Below are 20,194 nucleotides of genomic sequence, written 5' to 3' on the forward strand. Positions count from 1 at the left end.
AGCGAAGGAAGACATGTCTGCCGAATTGATTGGCGCACGTCGCGCCCGCATGGAACGCGTGACCAGCGAATCGTCCGTATTCGTTGAATTGGATCTCGATGGAACCGGCGTCTCGGAGATCAGCACCTCGGTGCCGTTCTATGACCACATGCTGACTGCGCTCTCCAAGCATTCGCTCATCGACCTCACCGTGCGTGCTACCGGCGATACCCACATCGATGTCCACCACACCGTTGAGGACACCGCGATCACCATCGGCGAAGTGCTGCGCGTGGCGCTGGGCAACAAGGCAGGCATCCGCCGCTTCGGCACCTCCTACGCTCCGCTGGACGAGGCGCTGTCCCGCTCGGTCGTCGATGTCTCGGGCCGGCCATACCTCGTGCACTCCGGCGAGCCTGCTGGCCAGGAATACCACTTGATCGGCGGGCACTTCACCGGCTCGATGACCCGCCACGTCTTCGAAGCCATCACCTTCCACGCACAGATCTGCGCGCACATCGAGGTGCTCTCGGGCCGCGACCCGCACCACATTGTCGAAGCGCAATTCAAGTCCTTCGCCCGCGCCTTGCGCGAAGCCGTAGAGCGCGATGAGCGCATGGGCGACAAGATCCCATCCACGAAGGGTGCCCTGTAAGTGGAGAAGAAAACAGTAGTTGTCCTGGACTACGGTTCAGGCAACGTCCGTTCCGCCGTGCGCGCCTTGGAAGCCGCCGGCGCCGAGGTGGAACTGACCGCAGACCCGAAGAAGATCGTGGCTGCCGACGGACTGGTAGTCCCGGGAGTCGGCGCCTACGCCTCGGTCATGGAGCAGTTGACCGCAACCGGTTCCCTGCGCTGGATCGGCCGCCGCATCGCCGGTGGCCTGCCGGTCTTGGGGATCTGCGTCGGCCACCAGGTCTTCTTTGAAGAAGGCGTGGAGCACGGGGTGAAAACCGAAGGCATCGGCGAATGGCCGGGCAAGGTTGAACGCCTCCAGTCGGATGTCATTCCGCACATGGGCTGGAACACGGTGCGCCCACCGGAAGGATCCAAGCTTTTCGCAGGCATCGAGGACGAGCGATTCTACTTCGTGCACTCCTACGCTGTGCAGAAGTGGGAATTCGACGTCACCCAGCCGGCGATGACCCCGCCGCAGGTGACCTGGTCGACGCACGGGACGCCATTCGTGGCCGCCGTCGAAAACGGCCCGCTCTCGGCAGTCCAGTTCCACCCGGAGAAGTCCGGCGACGCTGGCGCACAGCTGCTGCGCAACTGGTTGGGGACACTCTAGGCATGTGGAGCCTCATCTTGGGTGTTATCGGGGCCTTCCTGATCGGCGGGGCCATTTCGCTGAAGAACCAGAAGGCCCATATTTCATGGATCATCGCGCTCTGGGTGCTTGCAGGCATGAGCCTGATCGCAGCCTGGGCCCTGACCTACTAACCACTTTTTACTTCTTCACTAAGGACATCATGAGCGAGCAACCAATCCTCGAACTCCTGCCTGCGGTAGATATCGCCGGCGGCCAGGCAGTGCGCCTGGTCCAGGGCGAAGCCGGTTCCGAGACCGGATACGGCGACCCGCTGGAAGCTGCGCTTTCCTGGCAGAACGCCGGGGCCGAATGGCTGCACCTGGTCGACCTGGACGCAGCCTTCGACCGCGGAAGCAATGTCGAGATCGTCCAGCGCATTGCCAAGGAACTGAACATCAAGGTCGAGCTCTCCGGCGGCATCCGCGACGACGCCTCCCTGGAACGTGCACTGGAATTCGGCGCTACCCGCGTCAACCTCGGTACCGCCGCACTGGAAAACCCGGAATGGACGAAGCAGGCCATCGCCCGCCACGGCGACAAGATCGCCGTGGGCATGGACGTGCGCGGAACCACCTTGTCCGGCCACGGCTGGACCAAGGACGGCGGCGACCTATGGGACGTCCTAGCTCGCTTGGAAGACGCCGGATGCGCCCGCTATGTTGTCACCGACGTGACCAAGGACGGCACGCTGCGCGGTCCAAACGTTGAACTGCTGCGCGAAATCGCTGCCAAGACCAGCAAGCCGATTGTCGCCTCGGGCGGCATCTCCTCGCTCGAAGACCTCCGCGTCTTGCGTGAGCTGGTTCCTGAAGGCATCGAAGGCGCCATCATGGGCAAGGCGCTGTACTCAGGCCAGTTCACCTTGCAAGAAGCGCTCGATGTGGCAGGCCGCCGCTAGGCACCAAGCACCATCCGCGAAAGGCGATTCAGAAGCTCCCTGCTTCTGAATCGCCTTTCCATTTGTGAAGCCAGATTCCTGCAATACCTTCTCCTGGCAGCGATGGCGCACAGCCGGCAGGGGATGAAATCTGAAATGCCCCGCTCGGGGTGTCCAAGCTCATGAATGCAGTTTTGGAACTTCCTGCCAACAACCTCGAAACCACCGATAGCATGGAGCTATGAGCACCGAGCAACCTGAATCTGCACCCAAACGCCATCTGCCGGGACATATTGTCGCTGCGCTGGCGCAGGCAGGTTCAAAAACCGACTCTGCCGGCCAGGATTGGGAAGGCCGCGACCTGAGCGGCGAAGGCAACCCCCTGCATAACTTCGACAAGGACGACGGCAAGGCCGACGCCAATGTCGTTGCCGCCTTGGCAGCCTTGCGAGCCGGCACCGCGGGGGAGGGCGAAGTGCATCAATCCTTGTCACAGGCGCGCGTTTTCGTTGCGGTGGTCGCCCAGCTCGGTGAAGAAGCGATGACTGAACACGGCTTCGCCTCCGATAAGGAAGCCGATATGGCGCTGGTGAAGATCAAGGCTCCGGATGGCCGCATGGCCCTGCCGATCTTCACCACAGTTGAACGGCTTCAGACGTGGCACAAGGAAGCTCGGCCGGTGGCGGTCTACGCCCCGCGGGCGGCCCTCTCGGCAGTCAGCGAGGAATGCCAGCTGCTGGTCCTTGATCCCGGAAGCGATTTCACCTTCGTGCTTCGACGACCCGGGGTCTGGAACCTGGCTAAGCAGATCGAGTGGATTCCGAGTTATCAGAATCAGCAGATCGCCAACCTGGTGCAGGATGCAACCGAAGGCTTCAGCCAGTTGCAGACCGTCAAGGTTGCCCCGGGCAGGGGAGTCGGCTCCCGCAGCAAGGACGGGCAAATTGTCCTTGGCGGAGGTTCCGGACCGGAACTTAACCTGCAGTTCGTCTTTGCTCCTGGAACGAGCGAGAACGACGCACGCGAGGCAACTCGCGCAATCCACGGGCGTTTGTCCCAGAACACCGAATTCGCTGAAGCAGTGGATTCCCTCGAACTCAGTTTGCACAGCGCGCCGAGCTAGACCGGCGGGCTCCTTTTGACCAGATAAGGAACTTTCCGGGCATGAAAAGCTATTGGCAGATCCTGCGCCAGCCGCAGATCTCACTGTTGTTGCTGATTGGCATGATTGCCCGCCTGCCGCACTCTGCCTTGAGCATGCTGCTGCTCCTGCATCTGGTGAACAACCTCGACCAATCCTGGGTTTCAGCGGGCCTGGTCACGGCAGTCATGACCCTGGGCATCGCCATCGGCGCCCCCTGGCGCGGAGCCCGCGTGGATGTCTGGGGACTGCGCCGCGCGATGATCCCCTCGGTGATCGTCGAAACCCTCGTCTGGTGCACGGTGCCCCATGTTCCGCTGGTTTGGGTCTACCCCTTGGCCTTCATCGGCGGGCTCTTCGCACTGCCGGTCTTCTCCGTGGTGCGTACCGCCCTGGGCATCATGACCACCGGTGAGCAGCGCCGTACCGCCTTCGCCCTGGACGCAACCGCCACCGAACTGGTGTTCATCGTCGGCCCTGCCAGTGCCGGCATTGTCGCCACCCAGGTCAGCAGCGTCATCGGCTTGAGCGTAATTGGCGTAACCTCGACGGTGGCCGGTTTGGCGCTGATGATCCTGAATCCGCCAACACGCAGCGACGACCCCAAGGCGATTGCTTCGCGGGCCAACGTGCACGAAGAACGCCTGGGCGCGGAAGCTAGCTTCATTGCCGCCGCACCGATGGGCGTGCCCGAAGTCGAAGGCGAGCTGATTGCCGCCGGCATGAAATCCGCCCGTGCCCGGATCAAGCAGCGCGGACGCAACTTCAAGAACCGTTTCAACTGGGTCAGCGCTTCGGTCCTGGCGGTCTTCATCGCCTCGGCCGGAGCGGGCATGTTGCTCACCGGCACCGAGGTGGCCATTGTGGCCGAACTGGATGCGTCGGCGCAAAGCCACCAGCTTGGGCTGGTGTTCTTCTTCTGGTGCGGCGCCTCGCTGATCGGCGGCCTGATCTACGGGTCGATGACCCGGGTCATCTCTCCGCTGGTGCTGCTGCTGAGCATGGCCGTGCTGACCATACCGATGTATTTTGCGTGGGATACCTGGTCATTGGCGCTGTTCTCCGCCCTGCCCGGCTTCCTCTGCGCGCCAACGCTGTCGGCGGCTTCCGAATGGCTCACCGACCTGGTGGCCGAAAAGCGCCGCGGCGAAGCCATGGGCTGGTACGGTTCGGCGATGACCGCGGGTACCGCGCTGGGCTCTCCAATCACCGGCATCTTCGTCGACAACCTCGGTCCGGCCCCGGCCTTCATCGGCATCAGCACGATGGCCGCGCTGGTTGTAGTGATCGCGCTGATCGCCCAGCAGATCCGCCGTCGCGTGCGCCGTGCCCGCCGCCGTCGCCTGGAAACGATCGCCTAGGCGCGAGGCGCTGGCCTGAGCCGCGAGTACATGTACATGTCCTTGCGGTCGGAGCCCACCCGTTCCCAGCTGCGCAGCAACCCTTCGCGCTGGAAGCCGCAGGCTTCGGCAGTCCGCCACGACCCCTCGTTCCAGGGCTCCACGTAGAGCTCCACCCGTTCGATGCCCGGATGCTCCAAGCCCCAGGCCGCCAGCGCCGTCAATGCCTGCTTGGCAATGCCCCGGCGCCGGAACCCCGGGGCGATCCAGTATCCGATGCTTGCCCGGCCCTGATGGGCATCGCGCAGCCAGAGGCCGATCTGCCCGGCAGCGGCATTTGTCGCAGCGTCGGCGATGGCAAATGAGTACCCGCTGCCCTCGGCGACCCGGCGGTGCTGGCGTTCGATGAATGCTGCGTAGTCCGCTTCGGTCCCTTGCGCCGGGACTGTGGTGATTCGCGTAATGTACGGGTCGGCGGACGCCTGCCGCACGGCAGGGATGTCGCTGGGCTGGAAGGGACGCAGGCGGTAGGCACCGGCGTCCAGCACTGGCTGTTCGAGCATCTGCATGCTTCCAACCTATCCGGTGATCCAAACAACAATGGGCCCGTTTCCCGAAGGAAACGAGCCCATGATGTTAATCTCTTAAAATTCAGCCAATATTACCTAGTTGACCGGTCCGGTGAACTTCTCGCCCGGGCCCTTGCCTGGTGCATCGGGGATGATCGAAGCTTCGCGGAAGGCGAGCTGGAGGCTGCGCAGGCCGTCGCGCAAAGGCGCTGCGTGCTGCGAGCCGATCTCCGGCGCACCGGCGGTGACTAGGCCTGCCAGTGCGGTGATCAGCTTGCGGGCCTCATCGAGATCCTTCAGCTCATTGGCATCTTCGCCCTCTGCAAGGCCGCACTTGACGGCAGCTGCACTCATCAGGTGGACAGCGGCAGTGGTGATGATTTCAACTGCTGCAACTTCAGCGATATCGCGCACCTGCTGGTCCACAGAGTGCTGGTGCGAGTTGGTGTCTTCGTTAGTCATACTGCTAAGCTTGTCACAGACCGACTCGATGCCGGTACTTCTCGCAGTTCTCCAGTTAGCCCTGGATGAGGGATTCGTACTAGTATTGAGCCATGCAAGTGGAGGCCAACTCCCACCCGCTGTCGCCGTTTCAGGCTTCCGGGTAATTCGGCAGGATCACAGCAATGCGATCCCCAAGCGCTTATGCGGGAACTTCCCGTGTTCGGCTATGTCGTTCTTTCTGGCCTTCGCCTGCAATCGCAGACGGAGGCCTTCTTTGTTTGCGGTCATGGATTACGAATTTCAGGAGTGACACATCAGCGATCCACGCATTAACGAGCGCATTCGCGTGCCAGAGGTACGTCTCGTCGGCCCTAATGGTGAGCAGGTAGGCATCGTCCGCATTGAGGACGCGCTTCGTCTTGCTCTCGAGTCCGATCTGGACTTGGTCGAGGTGGCACCCAGCGCCAAGCCTCCAGTGTGCAAATTGATGGATTTCGGCAAGTACAAGTACGAAGCCGCCGTCAAGGCTCGCGAAGCTCGTAAGAACCAGACCAACACGGTCTTGAAGGAAGTCCGCTTCCGCCTGAAGATCGACACCCACGACTACGAGACCAAGGTCGGCCACGCACTGCGCTTCCTGGGCGCAGGCGACAAGGTCAAGGCCATGATCCAGTTCCGTGGTCGTGAGCAGCAGCGTCCAGAAATGGGCATCCGCTTGCTTGAAAAGTTTGCAGCAGACGTCGCTGAAGTTGGGGTCATTGAGTCCAGCCCGCGCATCGATGGCCGAAACATGGTCATGGTTGTTGGTCCGCTGAAGAACAAGGCAGAGGCTCGCCGCGAGCAGCAGCAGAAGTCGGGTGGCCGCAATTCGGCCAAGCGCAAGATCCGCACCGACGCTCCGGTTGAGACCGAGGGCCAGAATGTCGCAGCTTCCATGGATGATGACGCCCGCGCCAAGCTGGAGCAGGCACGTCAGGCAGCTGAAGGCGACGCCTAGCCAAGCCTGTTGGGCTTTCGGGCCCGTCACCGTTCACGGTGAAGGAACTTCCTCCGGGAAGATCCAACTACAAGAGAACAACAGCGGTCACCTTTATCGGGGCCCGCTTCGGATGATCCCCACCCGGTGCCTTACCGGGTGGAGCACGTAAGGAGAACGGCAGCTATGCCGAAGTTCAAGACTCACAGTGGCGCCAAGAAGCGCTTCAAGCTCACCGGCAGCGGTAAGCTCGCTCGCCAGCAGGCCAACCGCCGCCACTACCTGGAGCACAAGTCCTCGCGCGTTACCCGTCGCCTGGCTTCTGACCAGATCGTCGCCAAGGCCGATGTGAAGACCATCAAGCGGATGCTGGGCCTCTAAGCTCTCCCTTTCGCACTACGGGGAAGCAATACCCCACCACCCATAGATTTCACCCATCCCGCGGCATTGCGGGCACTGGGGAACTGACTTGAAGGAGTACACACGTGGCACGTGTGAAGCGGGCAGTAAACGCCCACAAGAAGCGTCGCGTCGTTCTGGAACGCGCAAAGGGTTACCGCGGTCAGCGTTCGCGCCTGTACCGTAAGGCCAAGGAGCAGCTGCTCCACTCGTTCGTTTACAGCTTCAACGACCGCCGCAAGCGCAAGGGCGACTTCCGCCGCCTGTGGATCCAGCGCATCAACGCTGCATCCCGCGCCAACGGCATGACCTACAACCGCCTGATCCAGGGCCTGAAGGCTGCTCAGATCGAGGTTGACCGCCGCATGCTCGCAGAGCTGGCTGTTTCGGACTCGAACGCTTTCGCCACCCTGGTGAAGGTTGCAAAGGACGCTCTTCCAGCTGACGTCAACGCACCAAAGGCTGCTGCTGAGGTTGCTGCCCCTAAGGCTGAGAAGGCTCCAAAGGCTGCTGCCAAGGCTGTCGAGGGTGAAGGCGTAATCAAGGCTGTTGAAGGCGAAGACGCTCCTGAGGGCTTCGTCATCAAGGGCAACGCCGGCTCGAACAAGTACCACGTTCCAGGTTCGACCTGGTACGAGCAGACTGAAGCAGAGTACTGGTTCAACTCCATCGAAGCTGCCAAGGCTGCAGGCTTCGAACCAGCTGGCGGAGAATCCCGTCAGCAGATGAAGTAAATCTCTTCTCCCTTTGAGCTGAGGCTCAGGTAGGATAGATCACAACGAAGGGCGGGTCCCGCGCATAGCGCGGACCCGTCCTTTGCGTGTATCTACCGGTATTCTCGAGTCATGAGCAGTTTTCCTCCAGAAGTGATGTCCAATCCACGCGCTGAACGGGTCAAGGCCATCGCGCGGCTGGCCAAGATCAAGGGCCGCGAAGCCACCGGCGAATACCTCGCCGAAGGCCCGCAGGCTGTTCGCGAAGCGCTCAAGGCCCATCTGGAGGACGACAACCTGGTCCAAGGCGTCTACGCCGTCGGCGGGTTCCTGGAAAGCCACGAGGAATTCGCGCAGCTGCTCGACGAGGCGAAGGTGCCAACCCGCATCGTCACCGGCGAGGTGCTGCACGCCATGGCCGACACCCAGACCCCGCAGGGCATCCTCGCGGTCGTCGCCATGTCCCAGCCGCAGCTGAGCGAGGTGCTGGACACCAAGCCGAAGCTGATCGCCGTGCTCTGCCGCGTGCAGGATCCGGGCAACGCCGGCACCATCCTGCGCGCCGCCGATGCCGCCGGAGCTGATGCGGTGATCCTGACCAAGGGCAGCGTGGACATCTACAACCCGAAGGCCGTGCGCTCCACCGCCGGCTCGCTGTTCCACCTGCCGGTGCTGAGCAACATCGAATTCGACCACCTGGTCGCCGCCGCGAAGAGCACCGGGAGTCAGGTCCTGGCAGCCGACGGCTATGCCGCCCACAACCTCGATTCCCTGCAGGATGCCGCCGTGCTGCGCGCACACCAGCCAGGCATCGACGCGCCCGAAGGCCAGCCGGTGCTCGAAGCGCCCACCCTGTGGCTGTTCGGCAACGAAGGCCAGGGCCTGGACGAGCATGAGAAGGACGCCGCCGACTACCGCGTGGCAGTGCCGCTCTACGGTGTCGCCGAATCCCTGAACGTGGGGACCGCATCCACCGTCTGCCTGTACGCCTCGGCCCGCGCCCAGCGCTAGGCGCAGAGGAGCATCCTGAACACCCATGAGCACTGAACTCAAGCAAATTGTCGCCGTGGCCATCGTCGATGACCTGGCGAAGCCCACCAAGCTATTGGCCGCGCGCCGCAACCGCCCAGCGGCCCTCGCCGGGCTCTGGGAATTTCCCGGCGGAAAGGTCGAACCGGGGGAGAGCGAAATCGAGGCCGTGCACCGCGAGCTGCGCGAAGAACTCGGGGTGCAGCTGCGTCTTGGCGCCCCTATCCCGGGCCCGCATCCGCAAGGCTGGCAGCTGAACGAGAAGGCCGCCATGCGCATGTGGTTCGCCCAGATCGCCGAGGGCGAACCAGCACCCCTGGACGGGCATGACCAGCTGGCCTGGCTCCAGCTCGATGACTCGCTGGGCGCTATCGTTCCATGGATTCCAGCCGATGCGCCGATCGTTGCGGCATGCCTGGCCCAGGCACGTGCAGGGGCGCAGCGCTGAACACCCGTAAGCTTGATACCACGCCAGCATCTGGCATATTGCCTATCACCGATATTTTTTGAGGAGCACACTTCGTGAAGCGAATTATGAGCGTTATCGCTCTGGCCTTCGCCGCCGTCCTAGCACTTTCCGGCTGCGTCAACATGAACGCAGAAGTCGACATCTTGGGCAAGGACAAGGTCGCCGGGGCCATGCAGCTGACCCTGCACAAGTCGACGCTCAACGGCGTCAGCTTCGAGGAAGTGCTCAACAGCCAGATCGACATCGAAGCGATGGAACAGCAGCTGGGGGACAAGTGGACCTACAGCAACGTTGATGATGGCGAGAACGTGGGCCTGCGCTTCGAGACCACCAGCCCGATGACCTACGTCCAGCTGGCCGACGCATTCAGCCTCTTCGGCTTCGAGATCAACCTGAGCGACGACGGGCAGGAATACACCTTCTCGATGCCGGGCGACAAGGCAGCCGTGGATTCCTCCTTCACCGAAGCTAACCTGCACGTCACCTTCCCGGGAGCTGTCACCTCGCACACCCCGGGTACCGTTGAGCACCACACCGTCACCTTCGACATGATCCAGGGCGCCGCCGCCTACGAGGCCACCGGCAAGGTCAACCACGCCATGTTCTACTCCGCAGTGTTCGGCGGTGCGCTGCTGGTCTTGAGCCTGGTCTTCGTGGCTGCATTCGCACCCAAGGCCGCCAAGGAAGCTCACTAGAAAGCGGCAACCCCGCTTCAAGGTAAGAAGCTTCACGCCAAGGGCCCGTCATCGGTGAAACGATCACGGGCCCTTAGCCATAGAATGGAAGCAGAGAATTCTACGCGTAAGTACAAGATAAGAGTAAGGATCGATCGATCCCATGTCTGATCAGACAACTGAACAAGCTCCTGTCGGGGAGTCAAATGTTCCGCACCCAACCGATGAAGCAGGCATCCAGCATGCGGTCGACGCCGCCCTGGCAGCCATCGAGGCAGCTGGCGACCTGAACGAGCTGAAGGAAGCCCGCTTGGCCCATACCGGCGAAAAGTCGGCGCTGTCGCTGGCCAACCGGCAGATCGGCAAGCTGGACAAGTCCGAAAAGGCCGTGGCCGGCAAGCTCGTGGGCGGGGCCCGCGGACGGGTCAACAAGGCGCTGGCCGCCCGTACCGTGGTGCTGGAAGAAGCCGAAGCCGCCCGCATCCTCATCGAGGAAACCGTGGACGTCACCGCGGCAGCCCGCCGCCGCCGCGTCGGCGCCCGCCACCCGCTCTCGGTGCTGCAGGACCGTGTCGCTGACATCTTCGTCGGCATGGGCTGGGAAATCGCCGAGGGCCCGGAAGTCGAATCCGAATGGTTCAACTTCGATGCGCTGAATTTCAAGCCGGATCACCCGGCCCGCGAAATGCAGGACACCTTCTTCGTGGAGCCTGCCGACGCGCACCTGGTGCTGCGCACCCATACCTCCCCGGTGCAGGTCCGCTCGATGCTCGAGCGTGATGTGCCGGTCTACGTGCTGTGCCCTGGACGCACCTTCCGCACCGATGAGCTGGACGCCACCCACACCCCGGTCTTCCACCAGTTCGAGGGCCTTGCCGTGGACAAGGGCCTGACCATGGCCGACCTGCGCGGCACCCTGGAGCACTTCGCCCGGCAGATGTTCGGCGCCGAAGCGCAGATCCGCCTGCGCCCTGCCTACTTCCCGTTCACCGAGCCATCGGCCGAGCTGGACATCTGGCACCCGGGCGCCAAGGGCGGCCCGCGCTGGATCGAGTGGGGCGGCTGCGGCATGATCAACCCGAACGTGCTGCGCGCCGCAGGCATTGATCCGGAAGAGTACTCCGGCTTCGCCTTCGGCATGGGCATCGAGCGCACGCTCATGTTCCGCAACGATGTCCCCGACATGCACGACATGATCGAGGGCGACATCCGTTTCAGCCAGCACTTCGGGATGGAGATCTAAGCAATGCGTATTCCACTATCTTGGCTGCGCGAGTACGCGCAGGTACCAGCCGACGCCTCGGCTGAAGACGTCATGGCAGACCTGGTCAAGGTCGGCCTGGAGGAAGAAGACGTCCACCGCCCCTCCGATGAGCTCTCGGGCCCCATCGTGGTCGGCCAGGTGCTGTCCCTGGAAAAGGAAGTCGCCTCCAACGGCAAGACCATCAACTGGTGCCAGGTCCGCGTGGTTCCCGAAGGGGCCGAGCAAACCCTGGCCGGCAAGGGCATCGACCCGTCAGGCGTGCAGGGCATCGTGTGCGGAGCGCACAACTTCGTGGAAGGCGACAAGGTTGTTGTCACCCTGCCCGGCGCCGTGCTGCCCGGGAACTTCAAGATCTCCCCGCGCAAGACCTACGGGCACACCTCGGCCGGCATGATCGCCTCCAGCCGCGAGCTGGGCATCGGCGAGGACCACGACGGCATCATCGTGCTCTCCCGCCTGGGCCTGGACCCCGAGCTGGGCACCGATGTCATGGAGCTGTTCGGCCTGGATGACCAGGCGGCGGAGATCAACGTGACCCCGGACCGCGGCTACTGCTTCTCGATCCGCGGCGTAGCCCGCGAGTACGCGCTGGCCACCGGCACCTCCTTCACCGATCCGGCTTCGAAGGTGGTCGTCTCCGACGCGGCAGAAGCCGGCCATGAGGTCGTGCTGGCCGATGAGGCGCCGATCTACGGCGTGCCAGGCTGCACCCGCTTCGTGACCCGCGAGGTCAACGGCATCGACCCGAGCCGTCCGACCCCGCGCTGGATGGCATCGCGCCTGCAGCTGGCCGGCATGCGCTCGATCTCGCTGGTGGTCGACATTTCCAACTACGTGATGCTGGAACTCGGCGCGCCGCTGCACTTCTACGACGCTGACAAGCTGACCGGTGCCATCACCGTGCGCCGTGCCTCCGCAGGGGAGAAGCTCACCACCCTGGACGACAAGGAACGCGAGCTGTCCGTCGAGGATCTGCTGATCACCGACGAGTCCGGCGCCATTGGCATTGCCGGCGTCATGGGCGGCGCGGCCACCGAGGTCTCGGATTCGACCAGCCGCGTGCTGATCGAAGCCGCCCACTTCGATGCCGTGTCCATCGGCCGTTCGCGCCGCCGCCACAAGCTGCCGTCCGAAGCCTCCAAGCGCTTCGAGCGCGGCGTGGACCCGCGCGTCATGCAGATCGCCGCGCAGCGCGCAGTGGACCTGCTGGTGGAGCTGGCCGGCGGCACCGAGACCGCCAAGGTCACCGATGCGGGCCAGGTTCCTGCCGACACCACGATCCAGCTTCCGGCCGGTTTCGCTGGCGCACTGGTCGGCGTGGACTACACCGACGAGCAGACCATCACCGCGCTGGAAGGCATCGGCGCAAGCGTCGAGCAGAACGCCGAGGGCTTCGCGGTCACCGCGCCAAGCTGGCGCCCGGATCTGGCCATCAAGGAAGACCTGGTCGAGGAAGTAGCCCGCGTCGTCGGCTACGACAAGATTCCGGCAACCCTGCCGGTGGCACCTCCGGGCCGCGGCCTGACACGCACCCAGTCCCAGCGCCGCCGCCTGCTGCAGGGTTTGGCGGATGCAGGGCTGACCGAGGTCCTGAACTACCCGTTCGTTTCTGAAGCGCAGAACAGCACCTTCGGTGCCGCGCAGGCGGGGACCGAGGTGAAGTCCATTGCGCTGGCCAATCCGATCTCCAAGGAATTCCGCTTCCTGCGCACCTCGCTGCTGCCAGGCCTGCTGGACACCGCACGCCGCAACATCGGCCGCGGCTTCCGCGATCTGGCGTTGTACGAGGGCGGACTCGTCTTCCTGCCAGGTGAGCAGCTGGGCTCCTCGGTGCTGCCTCCGCTGGGCGCCAAGCCAAGCGATGAGGTCCTGGCCGAGCTGTTCAATGGCGTCCCGAACCAGCCATGGCACCTGGCCGCAGTGCTCACCGGCCGCGAGGCAACGCCTGCTGCCGGCTTCGCACCGCGTGCTTGGGACTGGGCCGACGCACTGGATGCCGCCTATTGCGCGGCGGATATCCTTGGCGTTGAGCTGGAGGTTGGCCAGGGCAGCCACCAGGCCTTCCATCCGGGCCGCGTCGCGGCGCTGAAGGTTGCTGGCGAGATCGTTGGCTACGCCGGCGAACTGCACCCGGCGCTGCTGAAGGATGCGGACCTGCCAGCTCGAACCGTGGCCATGGAACTGGACGCCGCTGCCATGATGGCCGCTGCACCTGCCGTGGTGGTCGCCCAGCAGCACCTGTCCACACAGCCGCTGGCTACCCAGGACGTGGCACTGGTTGTCGACCAGGACGTCGTGGCCGGCGATGTGCGCGACGCGCTGCGTGAAGGTGCCGGTGAACTGCTCGAAGACATCGCGCTGTTCGACGTGTACCAGGGCCAGGGCATCGAAGACGGCAAGAAGTCTCTGGCCTTCGGCCTGCGTTTCCGTGCCGCCGACCGCACCTTGACCGCCGATGAGGCGTCCGAGGCCCGCGCCGCCGCGGTGGCAGTGGCTACCGAGAAGTTCGGTGCTTCCCAGCGCTAGGCCCTGAATGTGCCGCATGCCCTGCTGCTATCCCGGAACTCGGGATAGCAGCAGGGCATTTCGCGTTCTGGCCGTGCACAGGGACTGCATGTTTGAGGTCTACACTTGATCTGGGATGAACCGACACGGCGTCGAGATGCAGCAGGAGGCTGGAAGTGAAGGGTTTGCGTTCTTGCGGTGCTGTGCTGCTGGTGTTCTTCCTCGGCATCTTGGCCGTTGCCGTGCTCATCGCGGCCGGATGGGCGGCGGTGCTGTTTATCCAGCGCGGTGCAGGAACCCACCTCGATGAGCCGCCCACGCCGAGCGTTTCGGTGGAGGAAGAAGCACCCGATCCGCTTCGCCCGTCGGAAACGTTCACGCCTTAGCTGGCAGGCGGCATCTGAACGGTGGGCATAGCCAGTTTCAGCGTAATGAGCCCGGGTCCTTCCTTCGCCTGGGCGATGAACCCGTAGCGGACAAGCACTTTCAGCGACGCGATATTCGCGTCGTCCACCCGTGCGATAAAAGCGCTGCGGCCGGATTCCTGCAATTGTGAGAGCCCTTCGCCGACGACTGCCTTCGCCAAGCCTTGGCCCCAGTATTCCGGGTCGATCCAATAGCCGATTTCGGTGGCCTGTCCGCGTTCGGTAGCGGTGAAGAGGCCAACCGGTGAATTCTGGCGGCGCGCGATGAACCAGGAGATCGCCGGATCGCTCAGGGCGTGCTCCACGCGTTGCGCGGTGTATTCGTGGCTCCAGGTGCTGCCATCTCCGATAAAGGCCGTGACGCGTTCATCTGCCGCGAGGCGTGCAACGAAATCCGTATCTGTCGTGGCCATCGGCGTTAGCACCAGTGAAGGACCCATGGCTTCAGCCTATGCCGGCACGGCAGGAAGGCAAGCTTCGTTTCACGAGCCAAGCGGTTTCATGGCAAGAACCGTCAGTTCCCAGTAAAGACGGCCATGGCTTGGACTGGAGACCGAAATTTGGACTTGATCTGATTGAGTCGCACCGAGTTTGCGGGCATTGCTTGGAACACTGGCCTCTTCCATTCCCGTGGCAGGCACGGCAAAACAAAAGCAGGGAACGACGAAATTTCGTCGTTCCCTGCTGAAGTTGAAGAACTTTACTTGGTTCCACCAGCGGTAACCGGTGGCAAGTCCGACCATGGGAAGGTAATCCACTTATCGGTGCGGCGCCATTCATAGTCCGGGACCATGATGGTGCGTGGCTTGGTGTACAGGCAGACGGTCTTGACATCGGCGCCCCAGGCGGACACCAGATCGACAACCTTTTCGAGGGTGCGGCCGGAGTCGGAGACGTCGTCGACGATCAGGATCTTCTTGTCGCGCAGGTGGCCGTCATCAAGCATTGGGGGAAGAACCACTGGTTCAGGCAGGACGGTGCCGATACCGGTGTAGAACTCCACGTTCAGCGCACCGCAGGCCTTGACACCCAGGGCGTAGGAAATGGAGCCGGCGAGCAGCAGGCCGCCTCGTGCAACTGCCAGGACGATGTCTGGCTCGAAGCCATCGTCGACAATGGTCTGTGCCAGCTCGCGGGAAGCCGCACCGAAGGTGTCCCAGGTGAGGATTTCGCGCTCTGGTTCTGAAAGGACGGATGCCCCTGAATCGTCAATGCTAGTCATTCTGCAATTTTATCCCCGAATTCGTGGCAGCGATGCACAGTTGAAACCGACCGTTCACTTTTTCCTGCCGAGCCCGGAGGATTCCCATCCGTTGATTAGGCAAGAATAGGCAGGCAATGGACCAGCTTGAGGAATCCATCACTTTTGGCGAAACCGTGCCCGGCGCCAGCGCATGGCAGGCTTGATGCGCCAAAAGCCGTCTTAATGATGACCCGTGCCGCATCCAAGATCGCTAGGATGGGGAAAGGCCATCAGCCGGAGATAATCCGGAATCCCCATGAAGGAGACGCAACTTGAGCCCACGAACCTGGAACATCCGGATAGCCGGTGCCGCAGCCATGCTCTCTTTGGGACTGGCAGGGGCGTTGCCTGCGGCGCATGCGGCCACCAGAGTACAGGTCGCTGCGGGACAGAACCTGGAATCTGTCACCATCGATGACTCCACGGGCAAGCTCAATGAGCAGAGGCTGCGTGATGCATTGGAAGAACTCGATTTCAATGAGCCGACCGATGTGGCGATCTACGCGCGTAACGGGGAATACTCCGACGACATCAATACCGAAACTCTCGACTACGCCAAGTCGAAGCATCCCGAATGGATTTCCGGCAAGCCCGAAGACTACGGCGACTACTGGGCCGATGGCCTGTTCATCATCACCTTGTCCATCGAAGGAGAGGGAGACGGACAGATCGGCACGTACTTTGGCGAAGACCGCAAAGTTTCCGAGAGCTCCATGGAGAGCATCCACGAGGCCGGCTACGACGATTTCAACCTGTCCCGCTGGACCGACGGCGTCATCGCCGTAGCCGACAAGGCATCCGCGATCATGAATCGTCCCTGGTACCAGCACCCTGCCTTGTGGATTACCACCGGCATCGGTGGACTCGTTGCCGCCAGTGTCGGCGGAGCCGTGCTGCATACCCGGTCGACACGGCGGAAAACTTTCGCCGAAGAACTGCATCAGGGAACCGTTCACCTGACCAACGTCACGATGGATCTGGAAGAGACCGAATTGGCGGCTCGTACCCTGCCGTCCGCTTCAGGGCATGCCGCCGAGCTGGAACAGCGCTTCAGCAAATTCATGGCCGAATACCGAGACTGCTTCGAAGCGCAGCAGTCGCTGGAGCAACAGAGCAAGAAAGAGCGTTCCGGCTCCAACGGAGCTCGCCTGGCCAAGGAATTCCGAGAGTCAACCCAGTCCTTGGACCTGACGGATGACGCCATCATTGCCGCGGCCGCGCTCTATACCCGTTCGGCCTCATGGCAAGATGCCTGGCATGCGCAGACCAAGCCATTGGAAGACGACCTGGACGATATCCGTGAATTGCTCAATGACGTCGAACCGGAGCTGAAGGGCAGCGCTGCCGCCTTGGCTTCCTACCGGGAAACTGCAACCACCGAGCTCAACGAGCTGACGGCGCAGCTGACGGAAGAATCGATCACCGTGGACCAGGCGCTTGATGGATTATCCGCATTGCGTGCCGAGCTGACCGAAAAGCTGGACATCTTCGCCCAAGCGCAAATCGAGGTGTACGCGGAGAATGCGGAAGAGAAGGCCGATATGCAGTCGGAGCTCAAGAAATCCCGGTACGAAACCCGTGCCTATGACGGCCGTTCCGGCACCATCCTGGATGTCCTGAATCCCGCATCGATGTATTGGCGGGTGAGCGGCTACCACCACGGATATTCTTCAGGCGTCAGCGCAGTAACTGCCTCGCGTGAAGCGGCGAGCTCCTCCGGCGGAGTATCCAGCGGCTACTCCGGTGGCGGAAGCTTCTCGGGCGCTGGCGGATCCTCCCGCTTCTGATGAAATCCGACAATATCTTTGCAGACTTGCTGCCGCCGGCGATGCGGGTCGTTGAGACCCGCATCGAGCTGGAGGAAGGCCCGTACTATCCCGAAGAATAACGGTACATTGCCGATGCGGTGCCCGAAAGGCAGCGTGAATTCCGCACCGTCCGGGTGTGCGCTCGCCGAGCCTTTCGAGAACTGGGCCATGAAGGTGCTGCCCTGGTCCCGGATGGGAAGCGGGCACCAATCTGGCCAGCTGGCGTTGCCGGGAGCATGACCCACTGCGCGGGCTTCCGGGCAGCCGCTGTAGCTTCCACGAATGATATCCGTGGCGTGGGCATCGACGCCGAACTGCACGTCCCGTTGCCAGAAGAAATCCTCGACATCATCTTGCCTCCCGAAGAGCGGCCGATGGTCGAAGACCTATCGGCACGCTATCCGGATATCTTCTGGGAGCGGCTGATCTTCAGCGCCAAGGAAAGCGTCTTCAAGGCCTGGTTTCCGCTGACCAGGCAGTGGCTGGATTTCCTGGAACGCCGAATTCTCATCGATGCGCCAGCACGCCGATTCCAAGACCGCGCCCAGGCCCTGCTCGTGCAGCCGCCGGACCTTGTCCTTGACCTCGTCCAGCAGTTCCGCGTAGCTTTCCATGCGCTGCCCGTCGTCGCTGGCCGGAGCGCCGGGGTGGGCCTTTGCAGTGGCCTGCAGGATGTCCACGAGGGTGCGCGCAGGCGGCGCCAGGGCTCCGGAGGGGAACTGGGGTGGGTGGATTGGTGCATCCGGCGCTGGAGTTTATCCGTTGTCCATGCTGATCGGATCCGTCCCTTCACTAAAGAGCGTGTCGGTCCGCTGGGGAGAGCGCTCCGGAAGTGAAGCGGATCCTGGAGGGGCGGAACGCGGGGTTCCATCAACCATTAAAGCGTGCCGCGGGCGGACCGCCGCAAGAATATGGTTGAACTGTCATGCATCTCTCAACTGTTGCGCACCGCCTGCAGCAGCCTGCGCGGGGTATCGTGCAGCACGTCGCGCATCCATTGGGCGCCCAGCGACCAGGATTCCAGCGCCTGGATCTGGTGGCTGTAGGAATAGGGGATATTCGGGAAGTCTGAGCCGAACACGATCTTGTGCGAGAGCCCGGCCACGAGCCGCGGATATTCCGCCGGCAGCGGGGCGATGCGGTTCATGAACCCGGTGCCCACCATGGTGGTATCCAGGTAGACGTTGGGATTTTCTGCGGCCAGCTGCGCGAACTGCACGTAGTCGGGCAAGCCGGCATGGGCGATGACCAGCACCAGCTGCGGATGCCGTGCCACCAGTTCGCGGATCGGCTCGATCCCGGTGAACCGGCCGGCATGCGGCCCATGCCCGCAATGGATCACCACCGGCGTCCGGGCCTCGGCGACCAGCTCCCAGGCGCCTTCGAGCAGCGGATCGAGCGGGGTGAAGCCGCCCACCTGCACGTGCACCTTGAACAGCTGCACCCCTTCGGCCAGCGCGGCGCGCACCAGTTCGGCGGCCCCGGGCTCCGGGTAGAAGGTGCCCGAACGGATGGCCTTGGGATGGCGCTGCGCGAATTGCCGCGAGTACTCGTTGAGCCAGGCGGCCATGTCCGGGCGGTGGGCGTAATTCAAGGTGCCGTAGGCGATCACACCCAGTTCCTCCAGCGCGGTGACGCGCTGCGCTTCGGGCATCCGGTAGCTGATCGGCCACGGGTGCCCGGTGCGCTGCGCTTCGCCATCGAAGTAGGACCAGACCTTGGCCAGCACGTTATCCGGCATGAAGTGCACGTGCAGGTCAATCAGCCCCGGGATGCCCAGGGCCTGCAGGTACGCCGGCACCGCCTCGTCAGTGGCGGGGCCGATGCCGGCGTGCTGGCTGGATTGATGCTCGTTCATGGCTGGGGATCCTGCGCTAGGGAACCAGGATGATCTTGCCGGTGGTGGCCCGGGATTCGAGCGCGGCGTGGGCCTCGGCGGCCTTGGCCAGCGGGTACTCGGCACCGATGCGCACATCGATCTGGCCGGCGGCGACCCAGCCGAAGATGTCGCCGAAGCGCCAGTGCAGCTCCTGCTCGGTGGCCAGGAAGTCGTCGAGTTTCGGACGGGTCACGCTCAGCGAGCCGCCGGCGTTCAGCCGCTGCAGGTTGAAGTCGGGCACCTGGCCGGAGGCGCCGCCGAAGAGCACCAGCGTGCCGCGCCGGCGCAGCGCCGCCAGCGAGGTCTCGAAGGTGTCCTTGCCGATGCCGTCGTAGGCCGCATGCACTCCCGCCCCGCCGGTGACCTGCTCGACGGTGGCCGCCACCTGGTCGTAGTCCACCACGTAGTCGGCACCGGCGGCCCGGGCCAGGTCCTTCTTCTCCTGGGTGGAGGCGGTGGTGATCACCGTCGCCCCCTTGAGCTTGAGCAGCTGGGTGAGGATCAGGCCCACGCCGCCGGCGCCGGCATAGGTCAGCACCACGTCGCCCGAGCGCACCATGTAGCTCGAATGCACCAGGTAGTGCGCCGTCATGCCCTGCAGCGGCAGCGCGGCGGCGATATTCAGGTTCACCGCGTCGGGCACCTTGCCCGCCCGCTTGGCGTCCACCAGCGCGTACTGGGCGTAGCCCCGGGAACCGGAGGCGGTGGCCACCCGGTCGCCGACCCGGTAGTTCTGCACGCCGTCGCCGATCTGCTCCACCACGCCGGAGAACTCGGTACCCGGGGTGAAGGGGTAGTCCACCGCGTACACGCCGCTGCGCTGGTAGGTTTCGATGAAGTTCACCCCGGTGGCGGCGATCTTCACCAGCAGCTGGCCCGGTCCCGGGGCAGGGACCGGGATTTCTGCCGGCACCAGTCCGCTGGCGTCGGATGGTTCGTTGACCACGATGGCTTGCTGCTGCATGGAATGGCGCTCCTTGGCTCCGCAGGTCTCGAAACTCTGCGTATTTGGATCCCGGCGCTCGATGCGCTCGATGCCGGGCGGTCTCTACGGCCAGTGTAGGACTTCGGGCGGCCGTGCGGGCGCCGCGCGGGTGGATGTCGGGTTACGTGACGAAGAATTTTATGAATATTTATTAGCGTGCGTG

Annotated in this window: 23 protein-coding genes; 17 read left to right on the forward strand and 6 right to left on the reverse strand. The window is 63.4% G+C overall.

What is annotated here, in order from left to right; all coding sequences use genetic code 11:
- Positions 1–13 precede the first annotated feature (13 nt).
- From hisB to ACR9WD_RS05365, 6 genes are all read left to right on the forward strand, one after another.
- Entirely contained in the window at positions 14–634 is a 621-nt protein-coding gene (gene hisB, locus ACR9WD_RS05340; RefSeq protein WP_013348471.1) for an imidazoleglycerol-phosphate dehydratase HisB, read from the forward strand.
- Entirely contained in the window at positions 635–1,270 is a 636-nt protein-coding gene (hisH, locus tag ACR9WD_RS05345; protein WP_038993703.1) for an imidazole glycerol phosphate synthase subunit HisH, read from the forward strand.
- Positions 1,271–1,287: 17 nt separating this feature from the next.
- Positions 1,288–1,422: a hypothetical protein gene (locus ACR9WD_RS05350; protein WP_279630091.1), complete on the forward strand. Its 135-nt coding sequence runs from the start codon at positions 1,288–1,290 to the stop codon at positions 1,420–1,422.
- A gap of 29 nt (positions 1,423–1,451) precedes the next feature.
- Positions 1,452–2,189, forward strand: a complete 738-nt coding sequence (priA, locus tag ACR9WD_RS05355) for a bifunctional 1-(5-phosphoribosyl)-5-((5-phosphoribosylamino)methylideneamino)imidazole-4-carboxamide isomerase/phosphoribosylanthranilate isomerase PriA (protein WP_038993701.1) — start codon at positions 1,452–1,454, stop codon at positions 2,187–2,189.
- Positions 2,190–2,409: 220 nt separating this feature from the next.
- Complete coding sequence (locus tag ACR9WD_RS05360) at positions 2,410–3,291, forward strand: SseB family protein (RefSeq protein ID WP_434922880.1); 882 nt, start codon at positions 2,410–2,412, stop codon at positions 3,289–3,291.
- A gap of 41 nt (positions 3,292–3,332) precedes the next feature.
- Positions 3,333–4,670 (forward strand): MFS transporter, encoded by a 1,338-nt coding sequence (locus tag ACR9WD_RS05365; RefSeq protein ID WP_066139119.1) that lies wholly within the window; start codon positions 3,333–3,335, stop codon positions 4,668–4,670.
- On the opposite strand, the gene ACR9WD_RS05370 is transcribed toward ACR9WD_RS05365, so the two are convergent.
- The gene (locus ACR9WD_RS05370; RefSeq protein WP_434922881.1) at positions 4,667–5,218 is read right to left on the reverse strand and encodes a GNAT family N-acetyltransferase; all 552 of its coding nucleotides are present in this window, start codon (positions 5,216–5,218) and stop codon (positions 4,667–4,669) included. The two genes, ACR9WD_RS05365 and ACR9WD_RS05370, sit on opposite strands and share 4 nt — an antisense overlap.
- A gap of 96 nt (positions 5,219–5,314) precedes the next feature.
- Complete coding sequence (locus tag ACR9WD_RS05375) at positions 5,315–5,680, reverse strand: DUF1844 domain-containing protein (protein ID WP_038993696.1); 366 nt, start codon at positions 5,678–5,680, stop codon at positions 5,315–5,317.
- Positions 5,681–6,008: 328 nt separating this feature from the next.
- On the opposite strand from ACR9WD_RS05375, the gene infC reads away from it, so the two are divergent.
- The 9 genes from infC (at position 6,009) to ACR9WD_RS05420 (ending at position 14,077) form a co-directional block, all read left to right on the forward strand.
- A complete protein-coding gene (infC, locus tag ACR9WD_RS05380; protein WP_038993694.1) occupies positions 6,009–6,659 on the forward strand; it encodes a translation initiation factor IF-3 in 651 nt (216 codons plus the stop codon).
- A 165-nt stretch (positions 6,660–6,824) separates the two neighbouring features.
- Positions 6,825–7,019: a 50S ribosomal protein L35 gene (gene rpmI, locus ACR9WD_RS05385; protein WP_013348480.1), complete on the forward strand. Its 195-nt coding sequence runs from the start codon at positions 6,825–6,827 to the stop codon at positions 7,017–7,019.
- Positions 7,020–7,123: 104 nt separating this feature from the next.
- Positions 7,124–7,771 (forward strand): 50S ribosomal protein L20, sunset domain variant, encoded by a 648-nt coding sequence (gene rplT, locus ACR9WD_RS05390; protein ID WP_038993693.1) that lies wholly within the window; start codon positions 7,124–7,126, stop codon positions 7,769–7,771.
- Positions 7,772–7,906: 135 nt separating this feature from the next.
- On the forward strand, positions 7,907–8,761 hold the full coding sequence (locus tag ACR9WD_RS05395) for a TrmH family RNA methyltransferase (protein ID WP_434922882.1): 855 nt from the start codon (positions 7,907–7,909) through the stop codon (positions 8,759–8,761).
- Positions 8,762–8,786: 25 nt separating this feature from the next.
- Positions 8,787–9,227 (forward strand): (deoxy)nucleoside triphosphate pyrophosphohydrolase, encoded by a 441-nt coding sequence (locus ACR9WD_RS05400; RefSeq protein WP_073706803.1) that lies wholly within the window; start codon positions 8,787–8,789, stop codon positions 9,225–9,227.
- An 86-nt stretch (positions 9,228–9,313) separates the two neighbouring features.
- On the forward strand, positions 9,314–9,943 hold the full coding sequence (locus tag ACR9WD_RS05405) for an LppM family (lipo)protein (protein WP_121866480.1): 630 nt from the start codon (positions 9,314–9,316) through the stop codon (positions 9,941–9,943).
- Between the two features lie 142 nt (positions 9,944–10,085).
- Positions 10,086–11,165, forward strand: a complete 1,080-nt coding sequence (gene pheS / locus ACR9WD_RS05410) for a phenylalanine--tRNA ligase subunit alpha (protein WP_128469891.1) — start codon at positions 10,086–10,088, stop codon at positions 11,163–11,165.
- 3 nt (positions 11,166–11,168) lie between these two features.
- The gene (gene pheT, locus ACR9WD_RS05415) at positions 11,169–13,712 is read left to right on the forward strand and encodes a phenylalanine--tRNA ligase subunit beta (protein WP_121866482.1); all 2,544 of its coding nucleotides are present in this window, start codon (positions 11,169–11,171) and stop codon (positions 13,710–13,712) included.
- A 155-nt stretch (positions 13,713–13,867) separates the two neighbouring features.
- Positions 13,868–14,077, forward strand: coding sequence for a hypothetical protein (locus ACR9WD_RS05420; protein ID WP_038993684.1), 210 nt, complete (start codon positions 13,868–13,870; stop codon positions 14,075–14,077).
- On the opposite strand, the gene ACR9WD_RS05425 is transcribed toward ACR9WD_RS05420, so the two are convergent.
- Positions 14,074–14,556, reverse strand: coding sequence for a GNAT family N-acetyltransferase (locus ACR9WD_RS05425; protein ID WP_434922883.1), 483 nt, complete (start codon positions 14,554–14,556; stop codon positions 14,074–14,076). The two genes, ACR9WD_RS05420 and ACR9WD_RS05425, sit on opposite strands and share 4 nt — an antisense overlap.
- 260 nt (positions 14,557–14,816) lie before the next feature.
- Positions 14,817–15,338: a phosphoribosyltransferase gene (locus ACR9WD_RS05430; RefSeq protein WP_073706807.1), complete on the reverse strand. Its 522-nt coding sequence runs from the start codon at positions 15,336–15,338 to the stop codon at positions 14,817–14,819.
- Between the two features lie 293 nt (positions 15,339–15,631).
- Here ACR9WD_RS05430 and ACR9WD_RS05435 point away from each other — a divergent pair, with 293 nt between their 5' ends.
- Together ACR9WD_RS05435 and ACR9WD_RS05440 are read left to right on the forward strand one after the other, a co-directional pair.
- Positions 15,632–17,146 (forward strand): DUF5129 domain-containing protein, encoded by a 1,515-nt coding sequence (locus ACR9WD_RS05435; RefSeq protein ID WP_434922884.1) that lies wholly within the window; start codon positions 15,632–15,634, stop codon positions 17,144–17,146.
- Between the two features lie 107 nt (positions 17,147–17,253).
- The gene (locus tag ACR9WD_RS05440; protein ID WP_434923191.1) at positions 17,254–18,003 is read left to right on the forward strand and encodes a 4'-phosphopantetheinyl transferase family protein; all 750 of its coding nucleotides are present in this window, start codon (positions 17,254–17,256) and stop codon (positions 18,001–18,003) included.
- Between the two features lie 98 nt (positions 18,004–18,101).
- Here the strand turns inward: ACR9WD_RS05440 and ACR9WD_RS05445 are convergent, their stop codons facing one another.
- Complete coding sequence (locus tag ACR9WD_RS05445) at positions 18,102–19,025, reverse strand: amidohydrolase family protein (RefSeq protein WP_434922885.1); 924 nt, start codon at positions 19,023–19,025, stop codon at positions 18,102–18,104.
- Between the two features lie 16 nt (positions 19,026–19,041).
- A complete protein-coding gene (locus ACR9WD_RS05450) occupies positions 19,042–20,010 on the reverse strand; it encodes a quinone oxidoreductase family protein (RefSeq protein ID WP_434922886.1) in 969 nt (322 codons plus the stop codon).
- Between the last annotated feature and the right edge of the window lie 184 nt (positions 20,011–20,194).

The sequence above is a fragment of the Glutamicibacter sp. PAEs-4 genome, assembly GCF_051161755.1.
Lineage (GTDB): Bacteria > Actinomycetota > Actinomycetes > Actinomycetales > Micrococcaceae > Glutamicibacter > Glutamicibacter nicotianae.